A 20,467-nucleotide genomic window follows, 5' to 3' on the forward strand; every position below is an offset into this window, starting at 1 on the left:
GTCACCCCGGCGTGACGACGTCGCGCGCCAGGCCCCGCAGCGCCGCGACGCGCAACGGCCACACCGTGAGCCGGTACATCCGGCCGAGGACGCCGCGCGGCACGAAGATCAGCCGTTGCGTGTACCGGCTGCCACGGTCGTCGTGCGGCCGCGTCGTGATCTCCAGCCAGGCCCGGCCCACTCGACTCGGCGTGGAGTGCAGCCGCAGGCCGACGCCGGGATCGCTTTCCTCGACCGTCCAGCCGTTAAGCGGTAGGCGTCGGTGCCACCGGGGGGCGGTTGCCGCGGCGCGGGCCGCCGACCATGCGTCGCCGGGGGCAGCGTCGGCGGTCGCGGTCCGCACGTCGGTGTAGACGATCTCGCCGGCCCAGTCGGGGTCGCTGGGCAACGGCTCGGCCGGCTCGGACCGCAGCGAGGACCAGCTGGCGTCGGGGAGGCCGCGGGCGGCCCGTCGCAGCGCCAACTCGACCGCGCGGCGGTATCCGGTGAGCCCGTCCGGTGGCGGGGCGATGATGTCGTCGATATCGGAATCACGGGTCACCGCATCGCATTCCAGCGACTCGACCAGCGGCCGGGCCAGGCCGGACGGGATCGGGGTCACCAGACCCACCCACAGGCTGGCGATCGCCGGGGTCAGAAACGGCAGCACGAACAGGTAGCGGTTGCCCAGCCCGGCGACCTCGGCGTAGACGCGCATCATGTCGCCGTACTCCAACACGTCGGGGCCACCGATGTCCCAGGTCCGCGACTTCGGGACCGGGGTGGTCGCCGCGGCGGCCAGGTAGTGCAGCACGTCGCGCACCGCGATCGGCTGGGTCCGGTTGTGCACCCACTTCGGTGTGGTCATCACCGGCAACCGGTCGGTGAGGTGCCGGATCATCTCGAACGACGCCGACCCCGACCCGATGACCACCCCGGCCTGCAGCACCACGGTCTCGACGCCGGAGTCGATGAGGGCCTCGCCGACGGCCTTGCGCGACGCGAGATGCGGTGAGAGATCAGCGTTTTCGGGATGCAAGCCACTGAGGTAGACGATCCGGCGCACCCCGGTGCGCCGCGCGGCCGTCACGACATTGCGGGCGGCGCGGGTCTCCTCGGCGGCGAAGTCCTTCGACGTTCCCATCGAGTGGACCAGGTAGTACACCACGTCGATCCCGTCGCAGGCGGCGATCAGCGAATCGACGTCACCGAGGTCGCCGCGCGCGACCTCCGCCCCTTGCCGCCACGGCACCTCGCTCAGCTTGTCCGGGTTGCGCGCCAAGGCCCGAACGTGATGTCCCCCGTCCAGCAGCCGGGGCACCAGGCGCCCGCCGATGTAGCCGGTCGCTCCGGTCACCAGGCACCGCACCTGTTCGGGCATCGATTCTCCGCTCGTCAGCCGTCGTTCTCCTGACGAGGGGGATTACCGCATCGGCGCGGGCTCAAGCGTCGCGCCGGGTGGGCGCGACGGCCGTCAGCGGTCGGTGAAGTTGGGCGTGCGGCGCTGTTGGAAGGCCGTGGCGCCCTCGACGAAGTCGGGGGACTTCAGCAGCACCGACTGCCCGTCGAACTCCCGCTGCAGCGCCGGATCCAGTTCGGTGAGCGTGGCCGCGTTGATCGCCAGCTTGGTCTTGGCGAAGGCGACGGCCGGCCCGCCCAACAACCGCGCGATCACCTTGTCCACCTCGGCCTCGAAGTCGTCGGCCGGATAGACCGCGCTGACCAGCCCCCAGGACAGCGCGTCGGCGGCGGTCAACCGTTCGGGCAGCAAGGCCATCTGCATGGCCCGGATCCGCCCGATCGCGGCCGCGATCAACGCCGACGCGCCGCCGTCGGGCATCAATCCGATCTTGGTGAAGGCGAGCATGAAAAACGCGCTCTCCGAAGCCAATACGACGTCACAGGCCAGGGCGATGGAAACGCCCACCCCGGCGGCGGGGCCCTGGACGACCGCGACCACCGGGTGGGGCAGCGCGGCGATCGCGCGCACCAGCCGGTTGATCTCGAGGATGATCTCGTCCGGCGGGACGCCGCCCCCGTCGGACACGTCGTCGGCGCTGATGCCCGCACCGGAGCTGAAGCCGCGTCCGGCGCCGCCGAGCCGCACCACCTTGACCTCGGGGTCGGTCGCCGCATACTCCATCGCGTCGGCGATCCCGGTGATCACCGGAATGGTCAGGGAATTCAGGCTGTCGGGCCGGTTGATGGTCACCGAGAACACGCCGCCGGACAGCGTGACGTCGAGGCCGGCGACGGGGGCGAGGGTGGCGATCGCGGATGAAGGCATGGGCTCACCATAAGTGACCGGGCTGCGCGGGCCACGGGCACGGCTGCGAAGATGTCGAACGACCGGTTGTTTGAGCACGAACGGTCGGAGTCGTCAGAGCGGACGAAAGGTCGGTGGATCATGGCTGGACCGTTGAAAGGGTTGCGAGTCGTCGAGTTGGCCGGCATCGGGCCGGGCCCACACGCCGCGATGATCCTGGGGGATCTGGGTGCCGACGTGGTGCGCATCGATCGTCCCTCCTCGGGCCCCGGGGGTGTCGCCAAGGACGCCATGATGCGCAACCGCCGCGTGGTGACCGCCGATCTGAAGTCCGACGAAGGCCGCGGTCACGTCCTCAAACTGATCGCCAAGGCCGACGTCCTGATCGAGGGCTACCGCCCGGGCGTCACCGAACGGCTCGGCCTGGGCCCCGAAGACTGCGCGAAGGTCAACGACCGCCTGGTCTACGCCCGGATGACCGGCTGGGGACAGACCGGCCCGCGTAGCCAGCAGGCCGGCCACGACATCAACTACATCTCGCTCAACGGCATCCTGCACTCCATCGGCCGGGTGAACGAACGGCCCGTCCCGCCGCTGAACCTCGTCGGTGACTTCGGCGGCGGCTCGATGTTCCTGCTGCTGGGCATCCTGTCGGCGCTGTGGGAGCGGCAGAGCTCCGGCAAGGGTCAGGTCGTCGACGCGGCGATGGTGGACGGCTCGAGCGTGCTGGTCCAGATGATGTGGCAGATGCGCTCGTCGGGCATGTGGACCGACGCGCGCGGCACCAACCTGCTCGACGGCGGCGCCCCCTACTACGACACCTACGAATGCGCCGACGGCCGCTACGTCGCGGTCGGCGCCATCGAGCCGCAGTTCTACGCCGCGATGCTCGCCGGGCTGGGGCTGGACGGCGCGGACCTGCCCGGGCAGAACGACGTCGGCCGCTGGCCGGAACTGCGGGCGGTGCTGACCGAGAAATTCGCCAGCCAGGACCGCGACCACTGGGCCAAGGTGTTCGCCGACTCCGACGCGTGCGTGACGCCGGTGCTGGCCTTCGGCGAGGTGCAGACCGAGCCGCACATCACCGAGCGGGACACCTTCTACGAGGTCGACGGCGGCCTGCAGCCGCGGCCGGCGCCAAGGTTCTCCCGCACGGCGCCCGAGACACCGCGCCCCGCGACGCCGGTGGCCGACGCCGAAGCGGTACTCAACGACTGGGTATAGTCCCAACCAACCAGTTGGCTGGAATCCAGGAAATCAGGGAAGGACTCGCATGGAGATCAAAGACGCCGTCGCCGTCGTCACCGGGGGCGCCTCAGGGCTGGGCCTGGCCACCACCAAGCGGCTGCTCGACCGCGGCGCCCAGGTGGTGGTGATCGACCTGCGTGGCGAGGACGCCGTCCGCGAGCTGGGCGAGCGCGCCCGCTTCGTCGAGGCCGACGTCACCGACGAGGCCGCCGTCGGCAAGGCCTTGGACGCCGCGGAGTCGATGGGCGCGCTGCGCATCAACGTCAACTGCGCCGGCATCGGCAACGCCATCAAGACGCTGTCCAAGGACGGCCCGTTCCCGCTGGACGGGTTCAAGAAGGTCATCGGCGTCAACCTGATCGGCACCTTCAACGTGCTGCGACTGGCCGCCGAGCGCATCGCCAAGACCGAACCCATTGGGCCCGAAACGAGCCCAGAGCGCGGCGTCATCATCAACACCGCCTCCGTCGCGGCGTTCGAGGGCCAGATCGGCCAGGCCGCCTACTCGGCATCCAAGGGCGGCGTGGTCGGCATGACGCTGCCGATCGCCCGCGACCTCTCGCGCGAGCTCATCCGCGTGGTGACCATCGCGCCCGGGCTCTTCAAGACCCCGCTTTTGGGTTCGCTGCCCGAGGAGGCGCAGAAATCGCTGGGCAAGCAGGTGCCGCACCCGGCCCGGCTGGGCGACCCCGACGAGTACGGCGCGCTGGCCGTGCACATCGTCGAGAACCCGATGCTCAACGGCGAGGTCATCCGCCTGGATGGCGCCATTCGCATGGCGCCCCGCTAGGGACGTAAGGACAAAACGAAAGCCCCCCGCGTCGGCGGGGGGCTTTCGTGATGACCACGATCGATGGTTACTTGCGGAACCACCGACTGACGGAGGGTTCGGCCATTAACAGCCGTGCGAGCATGCTCATGGTCTGCCTCAGCTCGCCGCTTGCAGTTCGTCGAACTGCTCCGAGGTCTCGCCTTCCACCAGCACGTCGCCGTGGTAGAGGGCCTCGAAGTCGACCTTGATGACGTCGGCACTTGTGTCGTCGATCCACATGACACTGAGCGTATGGGCCACCCTTAAGGAAACTTTGAGTCACGATTCGGAAAATGGTGGCAATTTACCCGCGGGTAGGGTGGCCGCCATTTCCGCAGGGATTTGCGCCCTGAGCTGCTTATTTGCGACACATTTTTCTGGCCGGACTCTTACCGTTCTACCGGTTTAAAAAATGCGGCATTGAACGGTCCACCCGCCCGCCTGCGTGCTTAAGGACAACACTGTTCGACGCGTGGACATTAGCGTTTGTTACGTTGTCGCGGACTAGCCAGCCGCCAGCGCAACGGGGCACCGGCAGCGGAAGGGCTCACAATGCTGCAGAAAATCGCCCGAGTCGCTATCGCGGCGCCGCGCCGGATCATCGCGATCGGGGTGCTGGTTTTCATCGCCGCGGCCGTCTTCGGCGTTCCCGTCGCCAAGAGCTTGTCTCCCGGCGGCTTCCAGGATCCGGACTCGGAGTCCGCCCGCGCCATCGCCGTGTTGACCGACAAGTTCGGGCAGAGCGGTCAGCAGATGCTGATCCTGGTGACGGCCCCCGGCGGCACCAACAGCGAACAGGCCCGCACGGTTGGCACCGACCTCGTCCACGAACTCCAAGGGTCCCCGCTGGTCTACAACGTGTCCTCGCCGTGGACCGGCGCGGCCCCAGCCGATCTCGTGAGCCGCGACGGCAAGTCGGGCCTCATCGTGGTCAACCTCAAAGGCGGCGAAAACTTCGTCCAGAACAACGCGCAGACCCTGTCGGACCAGTTCGTCCACGACCGCGACGGGGTGACCGTCCGCGCCGGCGGCGCGGCCATGCAGTACGCCCAGATCAACAAGCAGAACCAGGACGACCTGCTGGTGATGGAGATGATCGCGCTGCCGCTGAGCTTCGTGGTGCTGATCTGGGTGTTCGGTGGGCTGCTGGCCGCCGCGTTGCCGATGGCGTTGGGTGCGCTGGCCGTCGTCGGCTCGATGTCGGTGTTGCGCCTGATCACCTTCACCACCGAGGTGTCGATCTTCGCCCTCAACCTCAGCACCGCCCTGGGCCTGGCGCTGGCCATCGACTACACGCTGCTCATCGTCAGCCGCTACCGCGACGAACTGGCCGAGGGCCACGACCGCGACCAGGCGCTGATCCGAACGATGGCCACCTCCGGCCGCACGGTGCTGTTCTCCGCGGTCACCGTGGCGCTGTCGATGTCGGCGACGGTGGCCTTCCCGATGTACTTCCTCAAGTCGTTCGCCTACGCCGGGGTGGCCACGGTCGCCTTCGTCGCCACCGCCTCGATCGTGATCACCCCCGCCGCGATGGTGCTGTTGGGCGACCGGCTGGACGCGTTCAATGTGCGCCGGTTCTTGCGGCGGATGCTGCGGCGACCCGAGCCGGCGCCAAAGCCCGTCGAGCAACTGTTCTGGTATCGGTCGAGCAAGTTCGTGATGCGCCGCTGGGCGCCGGTCGGCCTGGCCGTCGTCGGCCTGCTCCTGCTGCTCGGGCTGCCGTTCTTCTCGGTGAAGTGGGGGTTCCCCGACGACCGGGTGCTGCCGCGCTCGGCGTCGGCGCACCAGGTCGGCGACCGGTTGCGCAACGACTTCGCCGACGATTCCGCGACGTCGGTGCCCGTCGTCGTCCCCGATGCCTCCGGCCTGAATCCCGGGGATTTCGACAGCTACGCCGCCGCGCTCTCGCGCGTGCCCGACGTGGCGGCCGTGTCCGCGCCCGGGGGCACCTTCACGGGCGGAAACCGGGTGGGGCCACCCGCCGGGGCGACCGGGCTGGCCCAGGGCAGCGCCTTCCTGACCGTCAGCAGCACGGCGCCGCTGTTCTCCGCGGCGAACGACGCCCAGCTCGCACGGTTGCACGACGTCCCCGGACCGGCCGGGCGGGCCGTCGAGATGGGCGGGGTGGCGCAGGTCAACCGCGACAGCGTCGACGCCGTGACCGAACGGCTTCCGCTCGTCCTCGGGCTGATGGCCGCGATCACATTCGTGCTGCTGTTCCTGCTCACCGGCAGCGTGCTGCTGCCGATCAAGGCGCTCGCGTGCAACTTCCTGTCGTTGACCGCGGCGTTCGGCGCGCTGGTGTGGATCTTCCAGGACGGCCATCTCGGTGCGCTCGGCACCACGCCGAGCGGGACGCTGGTCGCCAACATGCCGGTGCTGCTGTTCTGCATCGCCTTCGGGCTGTCGATGGATTACGAGGTCTTCCTGCTCTCCCGGATCCGCGAATACTGGCTGGCGTCCGGCGCCGCCCGGCCCGCCCGGCCCACCCCGAAGCAGGCCCACGCCGCCAACGACGAGAGCGTGGCCCTCGGCGTCGCCCGTACCGGTCGGGTCATCACCGCGGCCGCGTTGGTGATGTCGATGTCGTTCGCCGCGCTGATCGCCGCGCACGTCTCGTTCATGCGGATGTTCGGCCTGGGCCTGGTGCTGGCCGTCTTCGCCGACGCCACCCTGGTGCGGATGGTGGTCGTCCCGGCCTTCATGCACGTGATGGGCCGCTGGAACTGGTGGGCGCCCCGGCCCCTGGCGTGGCTGCACGATCGGTTCGGGATCAGCGAAGGCGTCGACCTCGCGCCCCGCCCGCCCACGCCCGAGCCCGTCGCCGGGGCGGCGCTCGCGGAGCCGGTGCCCAATATCGGTTAACGTCCGGCCTGTCCCGGCGCCGAACCCTATTCTGGGCGTCATCCGAGTCGGAAGGTTCACACACGTATGACAACGGCGGTCGACAATCCCTTCTTCGCGCGCGTCTGGCCTTTCGTCGCCAACCATGAAGCCGAGGCGATCCGGGTCCTGCGGCGGGAGAACCTGGCCGGGTTGTCCGGCCGGGTGTTGGAAGTCGGCGCGGGGATCGGGACGAACTTTCCGCACTATCCGGCGTCGGTCGACGAGGTCATCGCGGTGGAGCCCGAACCGCGGCTGGCGGCGCGGGCCCGCGCCGCCGCCGACGCGGCGCCCGCCCGGGTGATCGTTTCCGGCGAGACGGCCGAAAGCCTCAGCGCCGGTGAGCCGTTCGACGCGGTGGTGTGCTCGCTGGTGTTGTGCTCGGTGCGTGACCCGGGCGCCGTGCTGCGGCGCCTGTACTCGTTGCTGCGACCCGGTGGGGAACTGCGCTACCTCGAGCACATCGCCAGTGCCGGCGCGCGGGGCCGCTTTCAGCGTTTCGTCGATGCGACGTTGTGGCCCCGGCTGTTTGGCAACTGCCACACCCATCGCGACACCGAACGCTCGATCCTCGACGCGGGATTCGAAGTCGACACCTCGCGGCGGGAGTGGACCCTGCCGGCCTGGGCGCCGATGCCGGTGTCCGAACTCCTGCTGGGCCGCGCGCGCCGGCCCGCCTAGTTCAGCAGGGCGGGCAGCCGCTGCAGCAGTCCCGGCAACGCCTGGCTCGCCGACTCGCGGATGCTGAGGGTGGCGTTGGCCGACAGCGGCGTGACTTCGGGATTGACCTCGATGACGGCGGCGCCGCGCGCCAGCGCCAGCTCCGCGAGCCCGGCCGCCGGATAGACGATCGCCGACGTCCCGACCACCACCATCACGTCGGCGGACTCGGTCGCCTCGACGGCGCGCTGCCACGGCTCGTCGGGCAACTGTTCACCGAACCACACGATGTCGGGCCGGATCAGGCCGCCGCACTGACACACCGGGGGCTCCACCTCGAGCGCCGGTTCGGGCATGTGCGGGAGCGCGCCGCTGTATGGCTCAGCGCAACGCGCACAACGGAATTCGAACAGGCTCCCGTGCAGGTGGTGGACGGAACCGCTGCCGGCGCGCTCGTGCAGGTCGTCGACGTTCTGGGTGATGACGGTGACCCGGGCGTCGTCCTGCCAGGCGGCGATGGCGCGATGGCCCGCATTGGGTTGCACGTCGGCGACCAGGTAATGCCGCCACAGGTACCAGCCCCAGACGCGCTGGGGGTTGTCGCGCCACCCTTGCGTGCTGGACAGCTCGTAGGGATCGAAGCGGGCCCACAACCCGTTCTTGTCGTCGCGGAACGTCGGCACACCGCTTTCCGCGGAGATCCCCGCGCCGCTGAGCACCGCTACGCGCATCCCACCAAGATAGCCGGAGGTGGGGGATACTGAACGGGTGGAGCTGGGTGACTGGTTGCGGGTCGACGTGAAGGCGGGCAAGCCGTTGTTCGACCAGCTCAGGACGCAGGTGATCGACGGGGTCCGCGAGGGCGCGCTGCCGCCGGGCACGCGCCTGCCCACCGTGCGGGACCTGGCCGGCCAGCTCGGGGTCGCGGTCAACACCGTGGCTCGCGCCTACCGCGAGCTGGAGACCGCCGCCATCATCGAAACCCGCGGCCGCTTCGGCACATTCGTCGCCCGCTACGACCCGACCGACGCCGCTATGGCCGCCGCCGCACGCGAGTACGTCCGGGTAGCCCGCGGACTCGGGTTGGACAAAGCCGATGCCCTGCGCTACATCGAATCGGTGCCCGACGAGTAAGCGGTAAAGCTTCGAAAAGCGTTGGCGCGCAGCCCATGCGGTAGTACCGCTCAGCGCAGCACCTTGACGAGCGTGCGCAGGTTGCGCGTCGTGGTCGACGACTTGTAGCGCGCCTTGCCCATCGTCTTGCCGATGGTGCTGTCCAGGGTGCCGCCCTTGGGGACCTGCCAGTAGAGGACGCCGTCACCGCGGCTGATCCGCTCGGCCGGGCCGGCCTCCTGACCCAGCGCGGCGAGCTCGTCGAGCACCGCCTTATCGGCGACGAACGTGACGTAGGACTGGTAGCCGTCGGCGTCGCGCTCGAACGGATAGGCGTCGACCACCTCGCGCACGGTGCCGATGTCATAGGCGAGCACCCAGGCGTCGTAGCCGAACCGTTCGCGCAACGCCGCCTCGGCCTTCCTGCGCACCGCTGCCACGCCGGCCGACGACTCCAGCACGACGTTGCCGCTGGCCAACACGGTTCGCACCTCGGTGAAGCCCGCGTCGGTGAGCGCGGCCGCCACCTCGGCCATCTTCAGATTGACGCCCCCGACGTTCACGCCACGCAGAAACGCCGCGTACTTGGTCATGCCCCGATTCCACCAGCCCGGCCGGGGGACGACCATCCCGGGCCGCCCGGGCGGCGCGCGACGTAGGCTTTCGTCATGGGACGCCAAGTCTTCGACGACAAGCTGCTGGCCTTGATAAGCGGACATTCCCTCGGGGTGCTGGCCACCATCAAGCGCGACGGGCGACCGCAGCTGTCGAACGTGAGCTACCACTTCGACCCGCGCAGCATGGCGATCCAGGTGTCGATCACCGAGCCGCGCGCCAAAACGCGCAACCTGCGCCGGGACCCGCGGGCGTCGATCCTGGTCGACGCCGACGACGGCTGGTCGTACGCCGTCGCCGAGGGCACCGCCGAACTGACCCCCCCGGCGGCCGCGCCCGGCGACAGCACCGTGGAGGCGTTGATTGCCTTGTACCGCAACATCGCCGGCGAACATCCGGATTGGGACGAATACCGGCAGGCGATGGTCACCGATCGGCGGGTGCTGCTGACGTTGCCGATCTCGCACCTGTACGGCATGCCGCCCGGCATGCGGTAGCCGCGCCGCCTGCGCGCCCGCCCGTCAAACCGGGGCTAAGCTGCCCGTATGGCCGCATCGAATGCTCGGCAGGGTTCACAGTCGTCCAAGTCTTCGGGGGCTTCTGAATCGCCCGGGTCGGACGAGGACACCAAGCGCAAGTTCCGCGAAGCGCTCGACCGCAAGATGGCGAAATCCTCGACCGGATCCGACCACAAGGACGGCGCCGGCAAGCAGTCCCGGGCGCACGGCGCGGCGGGTAACCGGCGCGAGTTCCGCCGCAAGAGCGGCTGATCCCCGAGACTCGTTGGGAGACGGCCCGATTCGCCTAGCCGCTGGGCGGGCAGAACAGGCCGATCGAGGGGTCGTCTCGCCCCGGTTTGCCGCGCAGGCTTCCTCGGGTGCTGGGATGTCCGAAGTCCAGTCGGGACGGGTCGTTCTGGTAGGCCCAGTCCGCCACGATGGTGCGGCGGCTGAACTTCCAACGGCCGTCGTGCCTGGTGTACTCGTCCAGGTACCGGCCGCCGATGATGACGTCGACGTCGTGGTCGGGACCGGCGAAGGTGTGAAACACCAGGCAGTAGACCTCACCGTGGGCCTTTTCACCCGCGACCACGAAGTTCGTCGTGGTGATGTTGTGTTGGGAGACACGCACATACGGCTGCGCGGCCTGCAACTGCGCGATGAACTGTTCGACGCCCCCGGTCGAGAACTCCCCGTGCGAGTCGGTCGCGTCGGGGTGATACATCTCCCGCAGGCCTTCGTAGTCGGCGCGGTCGACGGCGCGGCAGTAGGACGTGACGAGCGCGTGCAGTTCGTCGCGGGCCAGCATCAGCTCCAATCGGGCCTCATCCACCACCACGTCACGATAACTCGACGGTTAGGGTGCTGATCGTAGGCGCGGTTTCGGTGGTTGCTGTCGCACCAACCGGTCTCGGTCGTAGGGTGTTCACCGAAAGGAAGGTCGTTGACGGTGAAACTTTGGCTGGCTCAAGATCCCGAGGCCGACGCGCTGCTGGACGAGGATCCGTTGGCCCTGCTCATCGGGATGGTCCTCGATCAGCAGGTGCCGTTCGAGACCGCCTTTTCGGGACCGAAGAAGATCGCGGACCGCATGGGCAGTTTCGGCGCTCACGAGATCGCCGAGTACGACCCGGACAAGTTCGCCGCGCTGTGCTCGGAACGACCTGCGATACACCGTTTTCCGGGATCGATGGCCAAACGTATCCAGACCCTGGCCCAGATCATCGTGGACCGCTACGACGGTGACGCCGCGGGCTTGTGGACCTCGGGTGACCCCGACGGCGAGGAGCTGCTGCGGCGCATCAAGGGGCTGCCCGGTTTCGGTGCGGCCAAGGCGCAGATCTTTCTGGCGCTGCTGGGCAAGCAGTACGGCGTGACGCCGAAGGGCTGGCGCGCGGCCGCCGGCGAGTTCGGCAAGGCGGGCACGCACATCTCCGTCGCCGATATCGTCGACGCCGAGTCGATGGGCGCGGTGCGTGCCTACAAGAAGCAGATGAAGGCGGCAGCCAAAGCGGCGAAGTAGTCGGTGCACAGAAGGGAAGGGCAGCAACGTGAAGACACACATAACGTGTCCGTGCGGCGAGGCCATTGTCGGCAAGGACGAGGACGAGCTGGTCGAACTGACCCAGGCTCATCTCGCCAGCGTTCATCCCGGCCTCGAGTACGACCGCGACGCGATCCTGTTCATGGCGTACTAAAGCGAACGCGCGTGACCCCGGTGCGGGGACACGCGCGTTCGCAGGTGGCGAAACGGTGACGGCGCTGGTGTGTTACGGCACCACCGTCGAGCCGATCGTCGGCATGAACTGGCACTGCTTTTCCTTGGTCGTGACCTGACCGAAGATCGTCGACATGATGCTGCCCGAGCCCGTGTCGGCGATCGCGCTCAGCGTCGTCGGCCCGTCCGGGTTGATGTCCGGTCGCGGCGTGAGGGCGACGGTGCCGGACTTGCCGGTGGTCAGGTTCACCCAGGTGACGTTCAACGGCAGCTTCTGCACCTCGGCGGGTCCGGGCGTGCCGACCGCGGTGAACACGTAGGCGGTCTGGCCGGGCCCCGGGCCGGGAAGCGGAATCTTGGCCGGTCCCGCGACCGACAGCGCGGTGGCGATGGCGCTGCTGCCATCGGCCAGGCAGTTGGTGCCGATCGACGGATACATGAAGTCCTGCGTGGGCGGCGTGTCGGCGCCGAATCCCGGGGCGGCCGCGGTCGGGGCGGCGTCCGGCGCGGGTGCAGGCGCCGGGGCGGCCTCCGGTGCCGGGGGCGCGGCGGCGGGCGCGGGTGGCGCCGGAATCGGCGCCGCGACGGGCACATTCGCGGGCTGAGCGGGCGCGGGCGCCGGCGCGGCGGCGGGTGCGGGCCCGGTCGCGTGCGCCGGGTCGACGCCGGCCGGCACGTGCGCCTCGGGTGCCGGCTGGGGCGCGGGACCCGCCGCGTGCACCGGGTTGATCCCCGCCGGCAGGTGCGCCTGCACACCGGGTTCCACCCCGGTCGCCGGAACGTGTTGCACCGGGGCGGTGGGCTCTTGGACGAACTGATTCACCGCCGCCGCCACGTTTTTGGACTCGCTGGGAGCGGTCGGGCTGTGGGCGAAGGCTTGCGCCGCGGCCATGAGCAGCTGTGTAGCCTGCTGCGGGTCGCCGGCCGCCTGCTGGATGAGCGGGCTGAGCTGCGACAGGGCAGGCAGCCCCGGCAGCTGTTGGGCCGCGCTGGATTGTGGTGTCGGCTGCGGCGCCGCCGGGTCGGCTGCCGCGCTCGGGCAAAGCCCGAGCGCGGCAACCGATGCCGTGACGACAGCGGCCAAACCTTTGGACAGATTCCAAGTGGTTGCCACGGTGTCCTCCGGTTCTCAGTGGTGGGTTAGGCCGATGACGACGCTGCTCAAGGCAGGGCGGCGAGCAGCGGCGCTGCCGGTCCGGCCGGGCTGGCGGCCGGCGCGGGTGCGGCCGGAGCGGCTGGTGCCGCCGGGGTCTGGCCCGAGGCCAGCGCCGGCAGATCCTGCGGAAGCCGCACCTGCGGGGGGACGTTGACCGGAAGGCCCGCGGGCATCGCCGGCATGTTGACCTGCGCCTGCGGGATTTGCGGTGCGGGCGGCGTGGCCGGCGCGCTCGGCGCCGACAGCCCCGGGATCGCGGGCAGGCCCGGGATCGACGAGGAGGCCGGCGCGGCCGGACTCGCGGCCGCCGGCTGCGCGCCGGTCAAGCCCTGAATCATCCCCGGAATGCCGCTCGCCGCAGAGGGCGACGCCGGCGCGGCGGGCGTCGCCGACTGCGCCAGCCCCGGAATGGACGGCACCGCCGCCGGAGATGACGCGGGAGCGGCGGGGGCCGCCGGCGTCAGGCCGGGGATCGACGGGATGCCCGCCGTGGTCGCCGATGCCGGCGAGGCGGCCGCGGGAACACCCGGGAAGCTGATGCCCGGTGTGGCGGGCGCCGCGGGCGGCGTGGCGCCGAGTGCGGTCGCGAGGTTCTGCAGGATTTGCGGTGCGTTGGCCGCCGAGCTGATCAGCTGCTGCGGAATGTTCGGCACCGCCGGAGCCGGCACGGGGTCGGCGTGGGCGATACCGCCCGTCAATAGTGCTGCGGACGAACCGGCCAGGACGGCGGCTGCACGCAAGTAAGTCCAGATGGTTGGCATGACTCTCCCTGATTGATCGATTACAGGTCCCGGCGCTGAAGCTACTTTGATGCAGATGGGACTCAAGTGACACGTGTGGCATTTATTTATTCGTTACGGATACGAGTGGGAGCGGTGACCGAACGCGCGAAATGGCGCGCACTGCATAGATGTGCATGGATCTCGGGGACCGAGGGGGCAGCGCCGCATGGTCCGATCGCTAGAGTCGGGCGGATAGACACCATCTCGGCCGCCCGGGCGGCGCCCATCACCCAGCGGTTGGCGAATCGCCTTGTCGTGGCCGCGCCGATCCTGCTCATCGCGAGCGTCGCGGCGCGGCTGGCCTGGACGTACCTGGCCCCCAACGGCGCGAACTTCGTCGACCTGCACGTCTACCTCGGCGGAGCCGCCGCGATCGACCATCCCGGCACCCTGTACGGCTACGTCTACGCCGACCAGACACCGGACTTCCCGCTGCCGTTCACCTACCCACCCTTCGCGGCCGTCGTCTTCTATCCGCTGCACCTGCTGCCGTTCGGGCTCGTCGCATTCCTGTGGCAGATCGCGACCATGGCCGCCCTGTACGGCGCGATCCGGATCAGCCAGCGCCTGACGGCCACGCCAGCCGGTCCCCGCGGCCACCGACTGGCGATGGCGTGGACGGCGATCACGATCTGGATTGAGCCGCTGCGCAGCACATTCGACTACGGCCAGGTCAATGTTCTGCTCATGACCGCGGTGCTGTGGGCGGTCTACACCACGCGATGGTGGCTGTCGGGATTGTTGGTCGGAGCGGCCGCCGGAATCAAGTTGACCCCCGCCATCTCCGGGGTCTATCTGGCCGGCGCCCGGCGGTGGGGCGCGGCGGTGTTCTCGGCGGTCGTTTTCGTTGCCACCGTTGGGATTTCGGTCGTGGTCGTCGGCGACCAGACCCGCTACTACTTCACCGAACTACTGGGCGACGCTCACCGGGTGGGTCCCATCGCCACCTCGTTCAATCAATCGTGGCGCGGCGCCATCTCACGGATCCTGGGCCACGACGTCGGATTCGGGCCGCCGCTGGTGGTCGCGCTCGTCGTCACCGCGGTGCTGGCCGTCCTGGCCTGGCGCGCGCTGGACGCCGCCGATCAGCTGGGCAGGCTGATCGTGGTCGAACTGTTCGGGCTGCTGCTGTCGCCGATCTCCTGGACCCACCACTGGGTGTGGCTGTTGCCGTTGATGATCTGGGCGATCCACGGCGCGGGGCGCACGCTGCGCGGGGCGCGAATCGCCGGCTGGGGGTGGTTGGCGCTCACCCTGATCGGCGTGCCGTGGTTGCTGAGCTTCGCTCAACCGACCATCTGGCAGATCGGCCGCCCGTGGTATCTGGCCTGGGCCGGGCTGATCTACACCGTGGCGGCGGTGGCGACGCTGATCTGGATCGCGGCCACCGGCAACCGCGGCCGAGACGCCGCGCCCGGGGTACGGCCCGCCGGCTAGCTGTCGACGATCCCGTTGATGTCGCGGGCCATGTCGACATCGTTTTGGGTGATGCCACCCTCGGAGTGGGTGACGAGAGCGAAAGTCACTGTCCGCCAGCGAATATCGATGTCCGGGTGGTGGTCCTTGCTTTCCGCGTGCTCGGCGACGCGGCGCACCGCATCGATGCCGGCCAGGAAGCTTCCGAATTTGATCGAGCGGCGCAGGGCGCCGTCGGCACGCTCCCATCCGTCCAGATCGGGCAATGCGGCGTCTACTTGCTCATCCGTTAACACAGCCATGACTCGTCACCGTTCTGTTGTCCAAAATCCTTGCTACCGAGAATGTTACGGAGATCCGGGACGTCAGGACCTAGACTCCCCGCCACTGGTCGGGCTTCTGTTTGTCGCTGAGATGGCGGACGCGGGCGACGAGGGGTGAATGGCCCTGCTGCTTCGCCCAGTCGATGGCCTCCTGCTGGGTTTGGCTCTGGTGGAGCTCGCTGTCGCCGTGGTCCTCGACGACGTAGTGCGTGATCGGGTCTCCGTCGCGGCCCTTTGGTCGCGGTTCGATGAACACGTTGGGCATGGCGCTTCTCCTCACTGAGTGCGATCGGCCGACCTAGTGCATACCCAGACAACGCCGGCCTTCACAGCGCGCCGGGAATGAGTGCGCCAACCTCGGTGCCCGCCGTGGTGGCCGCGCGATAACACAGCCAGGACGCGACGGTATACCGTCACTGGCCATGCCGACCCAGATCGTCGTCGCGGGCGCCCTCATCCGCGACGCGCGCGTCTTGGTGGCACAGCGGGTACGCCCGCCGGAGCTGGCCGGGCGCTGGGAGCTGCCCGGGGGCAAGGTCGCGCCCGGTGAGACCGAGCGCGACGCGCTGGCCCGCGAGCTGGCCGAGGAGCTCGGCTTGGCGGCGGGCGACGTCGCGGTGGGCGAGCGGCTCGGCGCGGACATCGCGGTGGACGGCGGGATCACACTGCGCGCCTACCGGGTGCATTTGCTCGGCGGCCGTCCGGACGCGCGTGAGCACCGGGCCCTGCGCTGGATCACCGCCGCTGAGCTGCACGATCTCGACTGGGTGCCGGCCGACCGGGGCTGGCTTCCGGCCCTGGCCGGCGCCCTGTGAACGGCCCTGGCAACAAGTCCACAGACTTCCCGCAGCTGATGTACAGCCGCGTTGCAGGTCGCCACAGTGAACTGAAGGCAACAAAATGACTTGTAATAACGCCACACGAATCTGCCCTGGATGTGCGTGCCGATAACTAGCCAGATGGCTGTCCAGACCTTTGCCGTCCCGGCTCGGTGCCCGACCGGGAGGCCTTCGCGTGCGCGAAAACCGATGCTCATGACCCTGTTTCTCGCAGACTCAGCGCGCGCGGCGAAGGTGATCGCCCCGCGCACATCGACCTATGCTGGTGCGGTATCGCCGCCCAGCCCGCGGGCCCGAAATGTCGATGGCTGAGCCGATCCGAGCTGGTGCGGACGGGCGGCTCACGGGGCTGATCGCCGAACACAACTCAACTGGGGCCACGCACAGGGCCGGGCTACGCGGCGCGACGCTACCGACGAGGAGGAGTACTTCTTGACTGCCACACCGCACATTGGTGGAGTGCTCGAAGAGCTCTTGGAGCGCAGCGGGCGGTTCTTCACGCCGGGCGAGATCTCGGCCGACCTGCGCACCGTGACGCGGCGGGGCGGCCGCGAGGCCGACGTGTTCTACCGCGACCGGTGGAGCCACGACAAGGTGGTTCGCTCCACGCACGGCGTGAACTGCACCGGGTCCTGCTCCTGGAAGATCTACGTCAAAGACGGGATCATCACCTGGGAAACCCAGCAGACCGACTATCCGTCGGTGGGTCCGGACCGCCCCGAGTACGAGCCGCGCGGTTGCCCCCGCGGTGCGTCGTTCTCCTGGTACAGCTACTCGCCCACCCGGGTGCGCTATCCCTACGCCCGCGGCGTGCTGGTCGAGATGTACCGGGAGGCCAAGGCGCGCCTGGGTGATCCCGTGCTGGCGTGGGCCGACATCCAGGCCGACCCCGAACGCCGCCGGCGCTATCAGCGGGCGCGCGGAAAGGGCGGACTGGTCCGCGTCACCTGGGCCGAGGCCACCGAGCTGATCGCCGCCGCCCACGTGCACACCATCAAGACCTACGGCCCGGATCGGGTCGCCGGATTTTCCCCGATCCCGGCGATGTCGATGGTGTCGTATGCCGCCGGCTCGCGATTCTTCGAGCTGATCGGCGCTCCCATGACGTCGTTCTACGACTGGTACGCCGACCTCCCGGTGGCCTCACCGCAGGTGTTCGGCGACCAGACCGACGTCCCCGAATCCGGAGATTGGTGGGACGCAGCGTATTTGATGATGTGGGGCTCCAACGTGCCGATCACCCGGACCCCCGACGCGCACTGGATGGCCGAGGCGCGTTACCGCGGCACCAAGGTCGTCACCGTCAGCCCCGACTACGCCGACAACACCAAGTTCGCCGACGAGTGGATGCCGTGCGCGGCCGGCACCGACGGGGCGCTGGCCATGGCGATGGGGCACGTCATTCTCTCGGAATGCTATGTGCAAAAGCAGGTTCCGTTCTTCGTCGACTATTCGCGTCGCTACACCGATCTGCCGTTCCTGATCAAGCTGGAAGAACGCGGCGACATGCTGGTGCCGGGCAAGAACCTGACGGCGGCGGACCTGGGCGAGGCGGTTGAGAACGCGGCACTCAAGCCCGCGGTGCTGGACGAAACGACCAATTCCGTTGTGGTGCCACACGGTTCGCTGGGATTTCGGTACGGCGAATCCGGTGTCGGCAAGTGGAACCTGGACCTCGGTGACCTGGTGCCGGCGCTCAGCGTGCGCGACGCGCACCGCTCCAACGGGGAGGGCAGCACCGCGCTGGTGCACATGCCCAGCTTCGACACCGTCGACGGCGAGGGCACCACCGTGGCGCGCGGCGTCCCGGTGCGCCGCATCGGCAAGCACATGGTGTGCACCGTCTTCGACCTGATGCTCGCGCAGTATGGCGTCGCCCGCGCGGGGTTGCCCGGCGAATGGCCCACCGGCTATGACGACGCGACGCAGCAGAACACCCCGGCATGGCAGGAAGCGATCACCGGTGTGTCGGCCGCCCAAGCCATCCGCGTCGCGCGGGAATTCGCCCACAGCGCCGAGGAATCCGGCGGCCGCTCCATGATCATCATGGGCGGGGGCATCTGCCACTGGTTCCACGCCGACGCGATCTACCGCGCGGTGCTGGCGCTGCTGATGCTGACCGGGTCGATGGGCCGCAACGGGGGCGGCTGGGCCCATTATGTGGGCCAGGAAAAAGTGCGCCCGCTCACCGGATTCCACACGATGGCGATGGCCACCGACTGGGTGCGCCCGCCGCGCCAGGTGCCCGGCGCCTCGTACTGGTACGCGCACACCGACCAATGGCGCTATGACGGTTACGGCGCGGACAAGCTGTCCAGCCCGGTGGGCCGGGGCCGCTTCGCGGGCAAGCACACCATGGACCTGCTGGCGTCGTCGGTGGCCATGGGATGGAGCCCGTACTACCCGCAGTTCGACCGGTCCAGTCTGGACGTCGCCGACGAGGCGCGCGCCGCGGGTCGCGACGTCGCCGACTACGTCGCCGAGCAGCTCGGCCAGCGCGAACTCAAACTCGCGGTGACCGATCCCGACAACCCCGTCAACTGGCCCCGGGTGCTCACCGTGTGGCGCGCCAACCTGATCGGGTCGTCGGGCAAGGGGGGCGAATACTTCCTGCGCCACCTGCTGGGAACCGACTCCAACGCATCGGCGCTGCCGCCCGAGGACGGGGCGCGGCCCGTCGACGTGACGTGCGAGGGGGACATCCCCGAGGGCAAGCTCGACCTGATGATGTCGATCGACTTCCGGATGACGTCGACGACCCTGGTTTCGGATGTCGTGCTGCCGGCGGCGACCTGGTACGAAAAGTCCGACATCTCCAGCACCGACATGCACCCCTACGTGCACGCGTTCAGCGCCGCGACCGACCCGCCCTGGGAAACACGTTCGGACTTCGACGCTTTCGGCGCCATCGCCCGCGCGTTCAGCGCCATGGCCAAGGAGCATCTGGGCACCCGCACCGACGTGGTGCTCAGCGCGCTGCAGCACGACACACCCGACGCGATGGCCTATCCCGATGGCACCGAATCCGACTGGCTGCACACCGGTGCGACGCCGGTGCCGGGCCGCACCATGGGCAAGCTCACCGTGGTGGAACGTGACTACGGTGCCATCTACGACAAGTGGCTGACGCTGGGTCCGCTGGTCGACAAGTTCGGGCTGACTACCAAGGGCATCACCGTGCACCCGTTCCGGGAGGTCGAGGAGCTCGCCGCCAAGTTCGGGGTGCTCAAATCCGGTGTGGCAGCGGGCCGTCCGGCCGTGACCACCGCCGCCCGGATGGCCGACGTGCTGCTGCTGCTGTCGGGGACGACCAACGGGCGCCTGGCGGTCGAGGGTTTCCACGAGCTGGAAAAGCGCACGGGACAGCGGCTGGTGCACCTGGCCGAGGGCAGCGAGGACAAGCGCATCAGTTACGCCGACACCCAGGCGCGGCCCGTGCCCGTGGTCACCAGCCCGGAATGGTCGGGCAGCGAAACGGGCGGTCGCCGCTACGCACCGTTCACCATCAACATCGAAAACCTCAAGCCGTTCCACACCCTGACCGGGCGGATGCATTTCTATCTCGCCCACGACTGGGTCGAGGAACTCGGCGAGCACCTGCCGGTCTTCCGCCCGCCGCTGGACATGGCGCGCTTGTTCGGCGCACCGACACTCGGGCCGACCGAGGACGGAATCGGGCTCACGGTGCGATACCTGACGCCGCACTCGAAGTGGTCCTTCCACTCCACCTACCAGGACAACCTCTACATGCTCTCGTTGTCCCGCGGCGGCCCGACAATGTGGATGAGCCCCGGCGACGCAGCGAAAATCCAAGTGCGCGATAACGATTGGGTCGAGGCGGTGAACGTCAACGGCATCTACGTGTGCCGGGCGATCGTCTCGCACCGGATGCCCGACGGGGTGGTGTACGTCTACCACGTCCAGGAGCGCACCGTCGACACCCCGCGCACCGAAACCAACAACAAGCGGGGCGGCAACCACAACGCGCTCACCCGGGTGCGGATCAAGCCCAGCCACCTGGCCGGCGGCTACGGCCAGCACGCCTTCGCGTTCAACTACCTGGGACCGACCGGCAACCAGCGCGACGAGGTGACCGTCGTGCGGCGCCGCAGCCAGGAGGTGGCGTATTGATAGCCCGAGCGAAGCGAGACATCTG

At 69.0% G+C, this 20,467-nt stretch carries 22 protein-coding genes; 12 read left to right on the top strand and 10 right to left on the bottom strand.

Annotation, left to right across the window (positions count from 1 at the left end):
- Position 1: 1 nt before the first annotated feature.
- Complete coding sequence (locus tag W7S_RS05845) at positions 2-1,360, bottom strand: NAD(P)H-binding protein (RefSeq protein ID WP_008254456.1); 1,359 nt, start codon at positions 1,358-1,360, stop codon at positions 2-4.
- A 93-nt stretch (positions 1,361-1,453) separates the two neighbouring features.
- Complete coding sequence (locus W7S_RS05850) at positions 1,454-2,266, bottom strand: enoyl-CoA hydratase (protein WP_008254457.1); 813 nt, start codon at positions 2,264-2,266, stop codon at positions 1,454-1,456.
- 120 nt (positions 2,267-2,386) lie between these two features.
- Here W7S_RS05850 and W7S_RS05855 point away from each other — a divergent pair, with 120 nt between their 5' ends.
- Both W7S_RS05855 and W7S_RS05860 read left to right on the top strand, forming a co-directional pair.
- Positions 2,387-3,469 (top strand): CaiB/BaiF CoA-transferase family protein, encoded by a 1,083-nt coding sequence (locus tag W7S_RS05855; RefSeq protein WP_008254458.1) that lies wholly within the window; start codon positions 2,387-2,389, stop codon positions 3,467-3,469.
- Positions 3,470-3,518: 49 nt separating this feature from the next.
- Positions 3,519-4,283: a 3-hydroxyacyl-CoA dehydrogenase gene (locus W7S_RS05860; protein WP_008254459.1), complete on the top strand. Its 765-nt coding sequence runs from the start codon at positions 3,519-3,521 to the stop codon at positions 4,281-4,283.
- Positions 4,284-4,421: 138 nt separating this feature from the next.
- On the opposite strand, the gene W7S_RS27680 is transcribed toward W7S_RS05860, so the two are convergent.
- Positions 4,422-4,544, bottom strand: coding sequence for a hypothetical protein (locus tag W7S_RS27680; RefSeq protein WP_003878506.1), 123 nt, complete (start codon positions 4,542-4,544; stop codon positions 4,422-4,424).
- A 312-nt stretch (positions 4,545-4,856) separates the two neighbouring features.
- Here W7S_RS27680 and W7S_RS05865 point away from each other — a divergent pair, with 312 nt between their 5' ends.
- Together W7S_RS05865 and W7S_RS05870 are read left to right on the top strand one after the other, a co-directional pair.
- Positions 4,857-7,172 carry an MMPL family transporter gene (locus W7S_RS05865; protein WP_008254461.1) on the top strand — a complete coding sequence of 772 codons (2,316 nt, stop codon included), beginning with the start codon at positions 4,857-4,859 and terminating at the stop codon, positions 7,170-7,172.
- Between the two features lie 66 nt (positions 7,173-7,238).
- Positions 7,239-7,871: a class I SAM-dependent methyltransferase gene (locus tag W7S_RS05870; RefSeq protein ID WP_008254462.1), complete on the top strand. Its 633-nt coding sequence runs from the start codon at positions 7,239-7,241 to the stop codon at positions 7,869-7,871.
- Here W7S_RS05870 and W7S_RS05875 read toward each other — a convergent pair.
- Positions 7,868-8,581: an NAD-dependent deacylase gene (locus tag W7S_RS05875; protein ID WP_008254463.1), complete on the bottom strand. Its 714-nt coding sequence runs from the start codon at positions 8,579-8,581 to the stop codon at positions 7,868-7,870. The two genes, W7S_RS05870 and W7S_RS05875, sit on opposite strands and share 4 nt — an antisense overlap.
- 37 nt (positions 8,582-8,618) lie before the next feature.
- On the opposite strand from W7S_RS05875, the gene W7S_RS05880 reads away from it, so the two are divergent.
- Positions 8,619-8,984: a GntR family transcriptional regulator gene (locus W7S_RS05880; RefSeq protein ID WP_008254464.1), complete on the top strand. Its 366-nt coding sequence runs from the start codon at positions 8,619-8,621 to the stop codon at positions 8,982-8,984.
- A 50-nt stretch (positions 8,985-9,034) separates the two neighbouring features.
- Here W7S_RS05880 and W7S_RS05885 read toward each other — a convergent pair whose 3' ends face one another.
- The gene (locus W7S_RS05885; RefSeq protein WP_008254465.1) at positions 9,035-9,556 is read right to left on the bottom strand and encodes a DUF1697 domain-containing protein; all 522 of its coding nucleotides are present in this window, start codon (positions 9,554-9,556) and stop codon (positions 9,035-9,037) included.
- A gap of 75 nt (positions 9,557-9,631) precedes the next feature.
- Between W7S_RS05885 and W7S_RS05890 the strand changes: the two genes are divergently transcribed.
- The gene (locus W7S_RS05890) at positions 9,632-10,075 is read left to right on the top strand and encodes a PPOX class F420-dependent oxidoreductase (protein WP_008254475.1); all 444 of its coding nucleotides are present in this window, start codon (positions 9,632-9,634) and stop codon (positions 10,073-10,075) included.
- Between the two features lie 48 nt (positions 10,076-10,123).
- Complete coding sequence (locus W7S_RS05895) at positions 10,124-10,348, top strand: DUF5302 domain-containing protein (protein WP_008254477.1); 225 nt, start codon at positions 10,124-10,126, stop codon at positions 10,346-10,348.
- Between the two features lie 34 nt (positions 10,349-10,382).
- Here W7S_RS05895 and W7S_RS05900 read toward each other — a convergent pair whose 3' ends face one another.
- Positions 10,383-10,916, bottom strand: a complete 534-nt coding sequence (locus tag W7S_RS05900; protein WP_008254478.1) for a nuclear transport factor 2 family protein — start codon at positions 10,914-10,916, stop codon at positions 10,383-10,385.
- A 111-nt stretch (positions 10,917-11,027) separates the two neighbouring features.
- Here W7S_RS05900 and W7S_RS05905 point away from each other — a divergent pair, with 111 nt between their 5' ends.
- Together W7S_RS05905 and W7S_RS25920 are read left to right on the top strand one after the other, a co-directional pair.
- Entirely contained in the window at positions 11,028-11,600 is a 573-nt protein-coding gene (locus W7S_RS05905; protein ID WP_008254480.1) for an HhH-GPD-type base excision DNA repair protein, read from the top strand.
- 28 nt (positions 11,601-11,628) lie between these two features.
- Positions 11,629-11,775 (top strand): hypothetical protein, encoded by a 147-nt coding sequence (locus W7S_RS25920; RefSeq protein ID WP_003875447.1) that lies wholly within the window; start codon positions 11,629-11,631, stop codon positions 11,773-11,775.
- Between the two features lie 72 nt (positions 11,776-11,847).
- Here W7S_RS25920 and W7S_RS05910 read toward each other — a convergent pair whose 3' ends face one another.
- Both W7S_RS05910 and W7S_RS05915 read right to left on the bottom strand, forming a co-directional pair.
- The gene (locus tag W7S_RS05910; RefSeq protein WP_014711058.1) at positions 11,848-12,909 is read right to left on the bottom strand and encodes a hypothetical protein; all 1,062 of its coding nucleotides are present in this window, start codon (positions 12,907-12,909) and stop codon (positions 11,848-11,850) included.
- A gap of 47 nt (positions 12,910-12,956) precedes the next feature.
- Positions 12,957-13,712, bottom strand: a complete 756-nt coding sequence (locus W7S_RS05915; protein WP_008254489.1) for a hypothetical protein — start codon at positions 13,710-13,712, stop codon at positions 12,957-12,959.
- A gap of 159 nt (positions 13,713-13,871) precedes the next feature.
- Between W7S_RS05915 and W7S_RS05920 the strand changes: the two genes are divergently transcribed.
- Complete coding sequence (locus tag W7S_RS05920; protein WP_036429156.1) at positions 13,872-15,170, top strand: mannosyltransferase; 1,299 nt, start codon at positions 13,872-13,874, stop codon at positions 15,168-15,170.
- Here W7S_RS05920 and W7S_RS05925 read toward each other — a convergent pair.
- Positions 15,167-15,451: a 4a-hydroxytetrahydrobiopterin dehydratase gene (locus tag W7S_RS05925; RefSeq protein ID WP_008254493.1), complete on the bottom strand. Its 285-nt coding sequence runs from the start codon at positions 15,449-15,451 to the stop codon at positions 15,167-15,169. The genes W7S_RS05920 and W7S_RS05925 overlap by 4 nt on opposite strands.
- A gap of 70 nt (positions 15,452-15,521) precedes the next feature.
- Positions 15,522-15,737, bottom strand: a complete 216-nt coding sequence (locus W7S_RS05930; RefSeq protein WP_008254496.1) for a hypothetical protein — start codon at positions 15,735-15,737, stop codon at positions 15,522-15,524.
- Positions 15,738-15,894: 157 nt separating this feature from the next.
- Here W7S_RS05930 and W7S_RS05935 point away from each other — a divergent pair, with 157 nt between their 5' ends.
- Positions 15,895-16,287: a (deoxy)nucleoside triphosphate pyrophosphohydrolase gene (locus tag W7S_RS05935; protein WP_008254498.1), complete on the top strand. Its 393-nt coding sequence runs from the start codon at positions 15,895-15,897 to the stop codon at positions 16,285-16,287.
- A 456-nt stretch (positions 16,288-16,743) separates the two neighbouring features.
- The gene (locus W7S_RS05940) at positions 16,744-20,442 is read left to right on the top strand and encodes a nitrate reductase subunit alpha (RefSeq protein ID WP_014711059.1); all 3,699 of its coding nucleotides are present in this window, start codon (positions 16,744-16,746) and stop codon (positions 20,440-20,442) included.
- Positions 20,443-20,467: the final 25 nt, after the last annotated feature.

It is taken from the genome of Mycobacterium sp. MOTT36Y (genome assembly GCF_000262165.1).
Taxonomy (GTDB): domain Bacteria; phylum Actinomycetota; class Actinomycetes; order Mycobacteriales; family Mycobacteriaceae; genus Mycobacterium; species Mycobacterium intracellulare.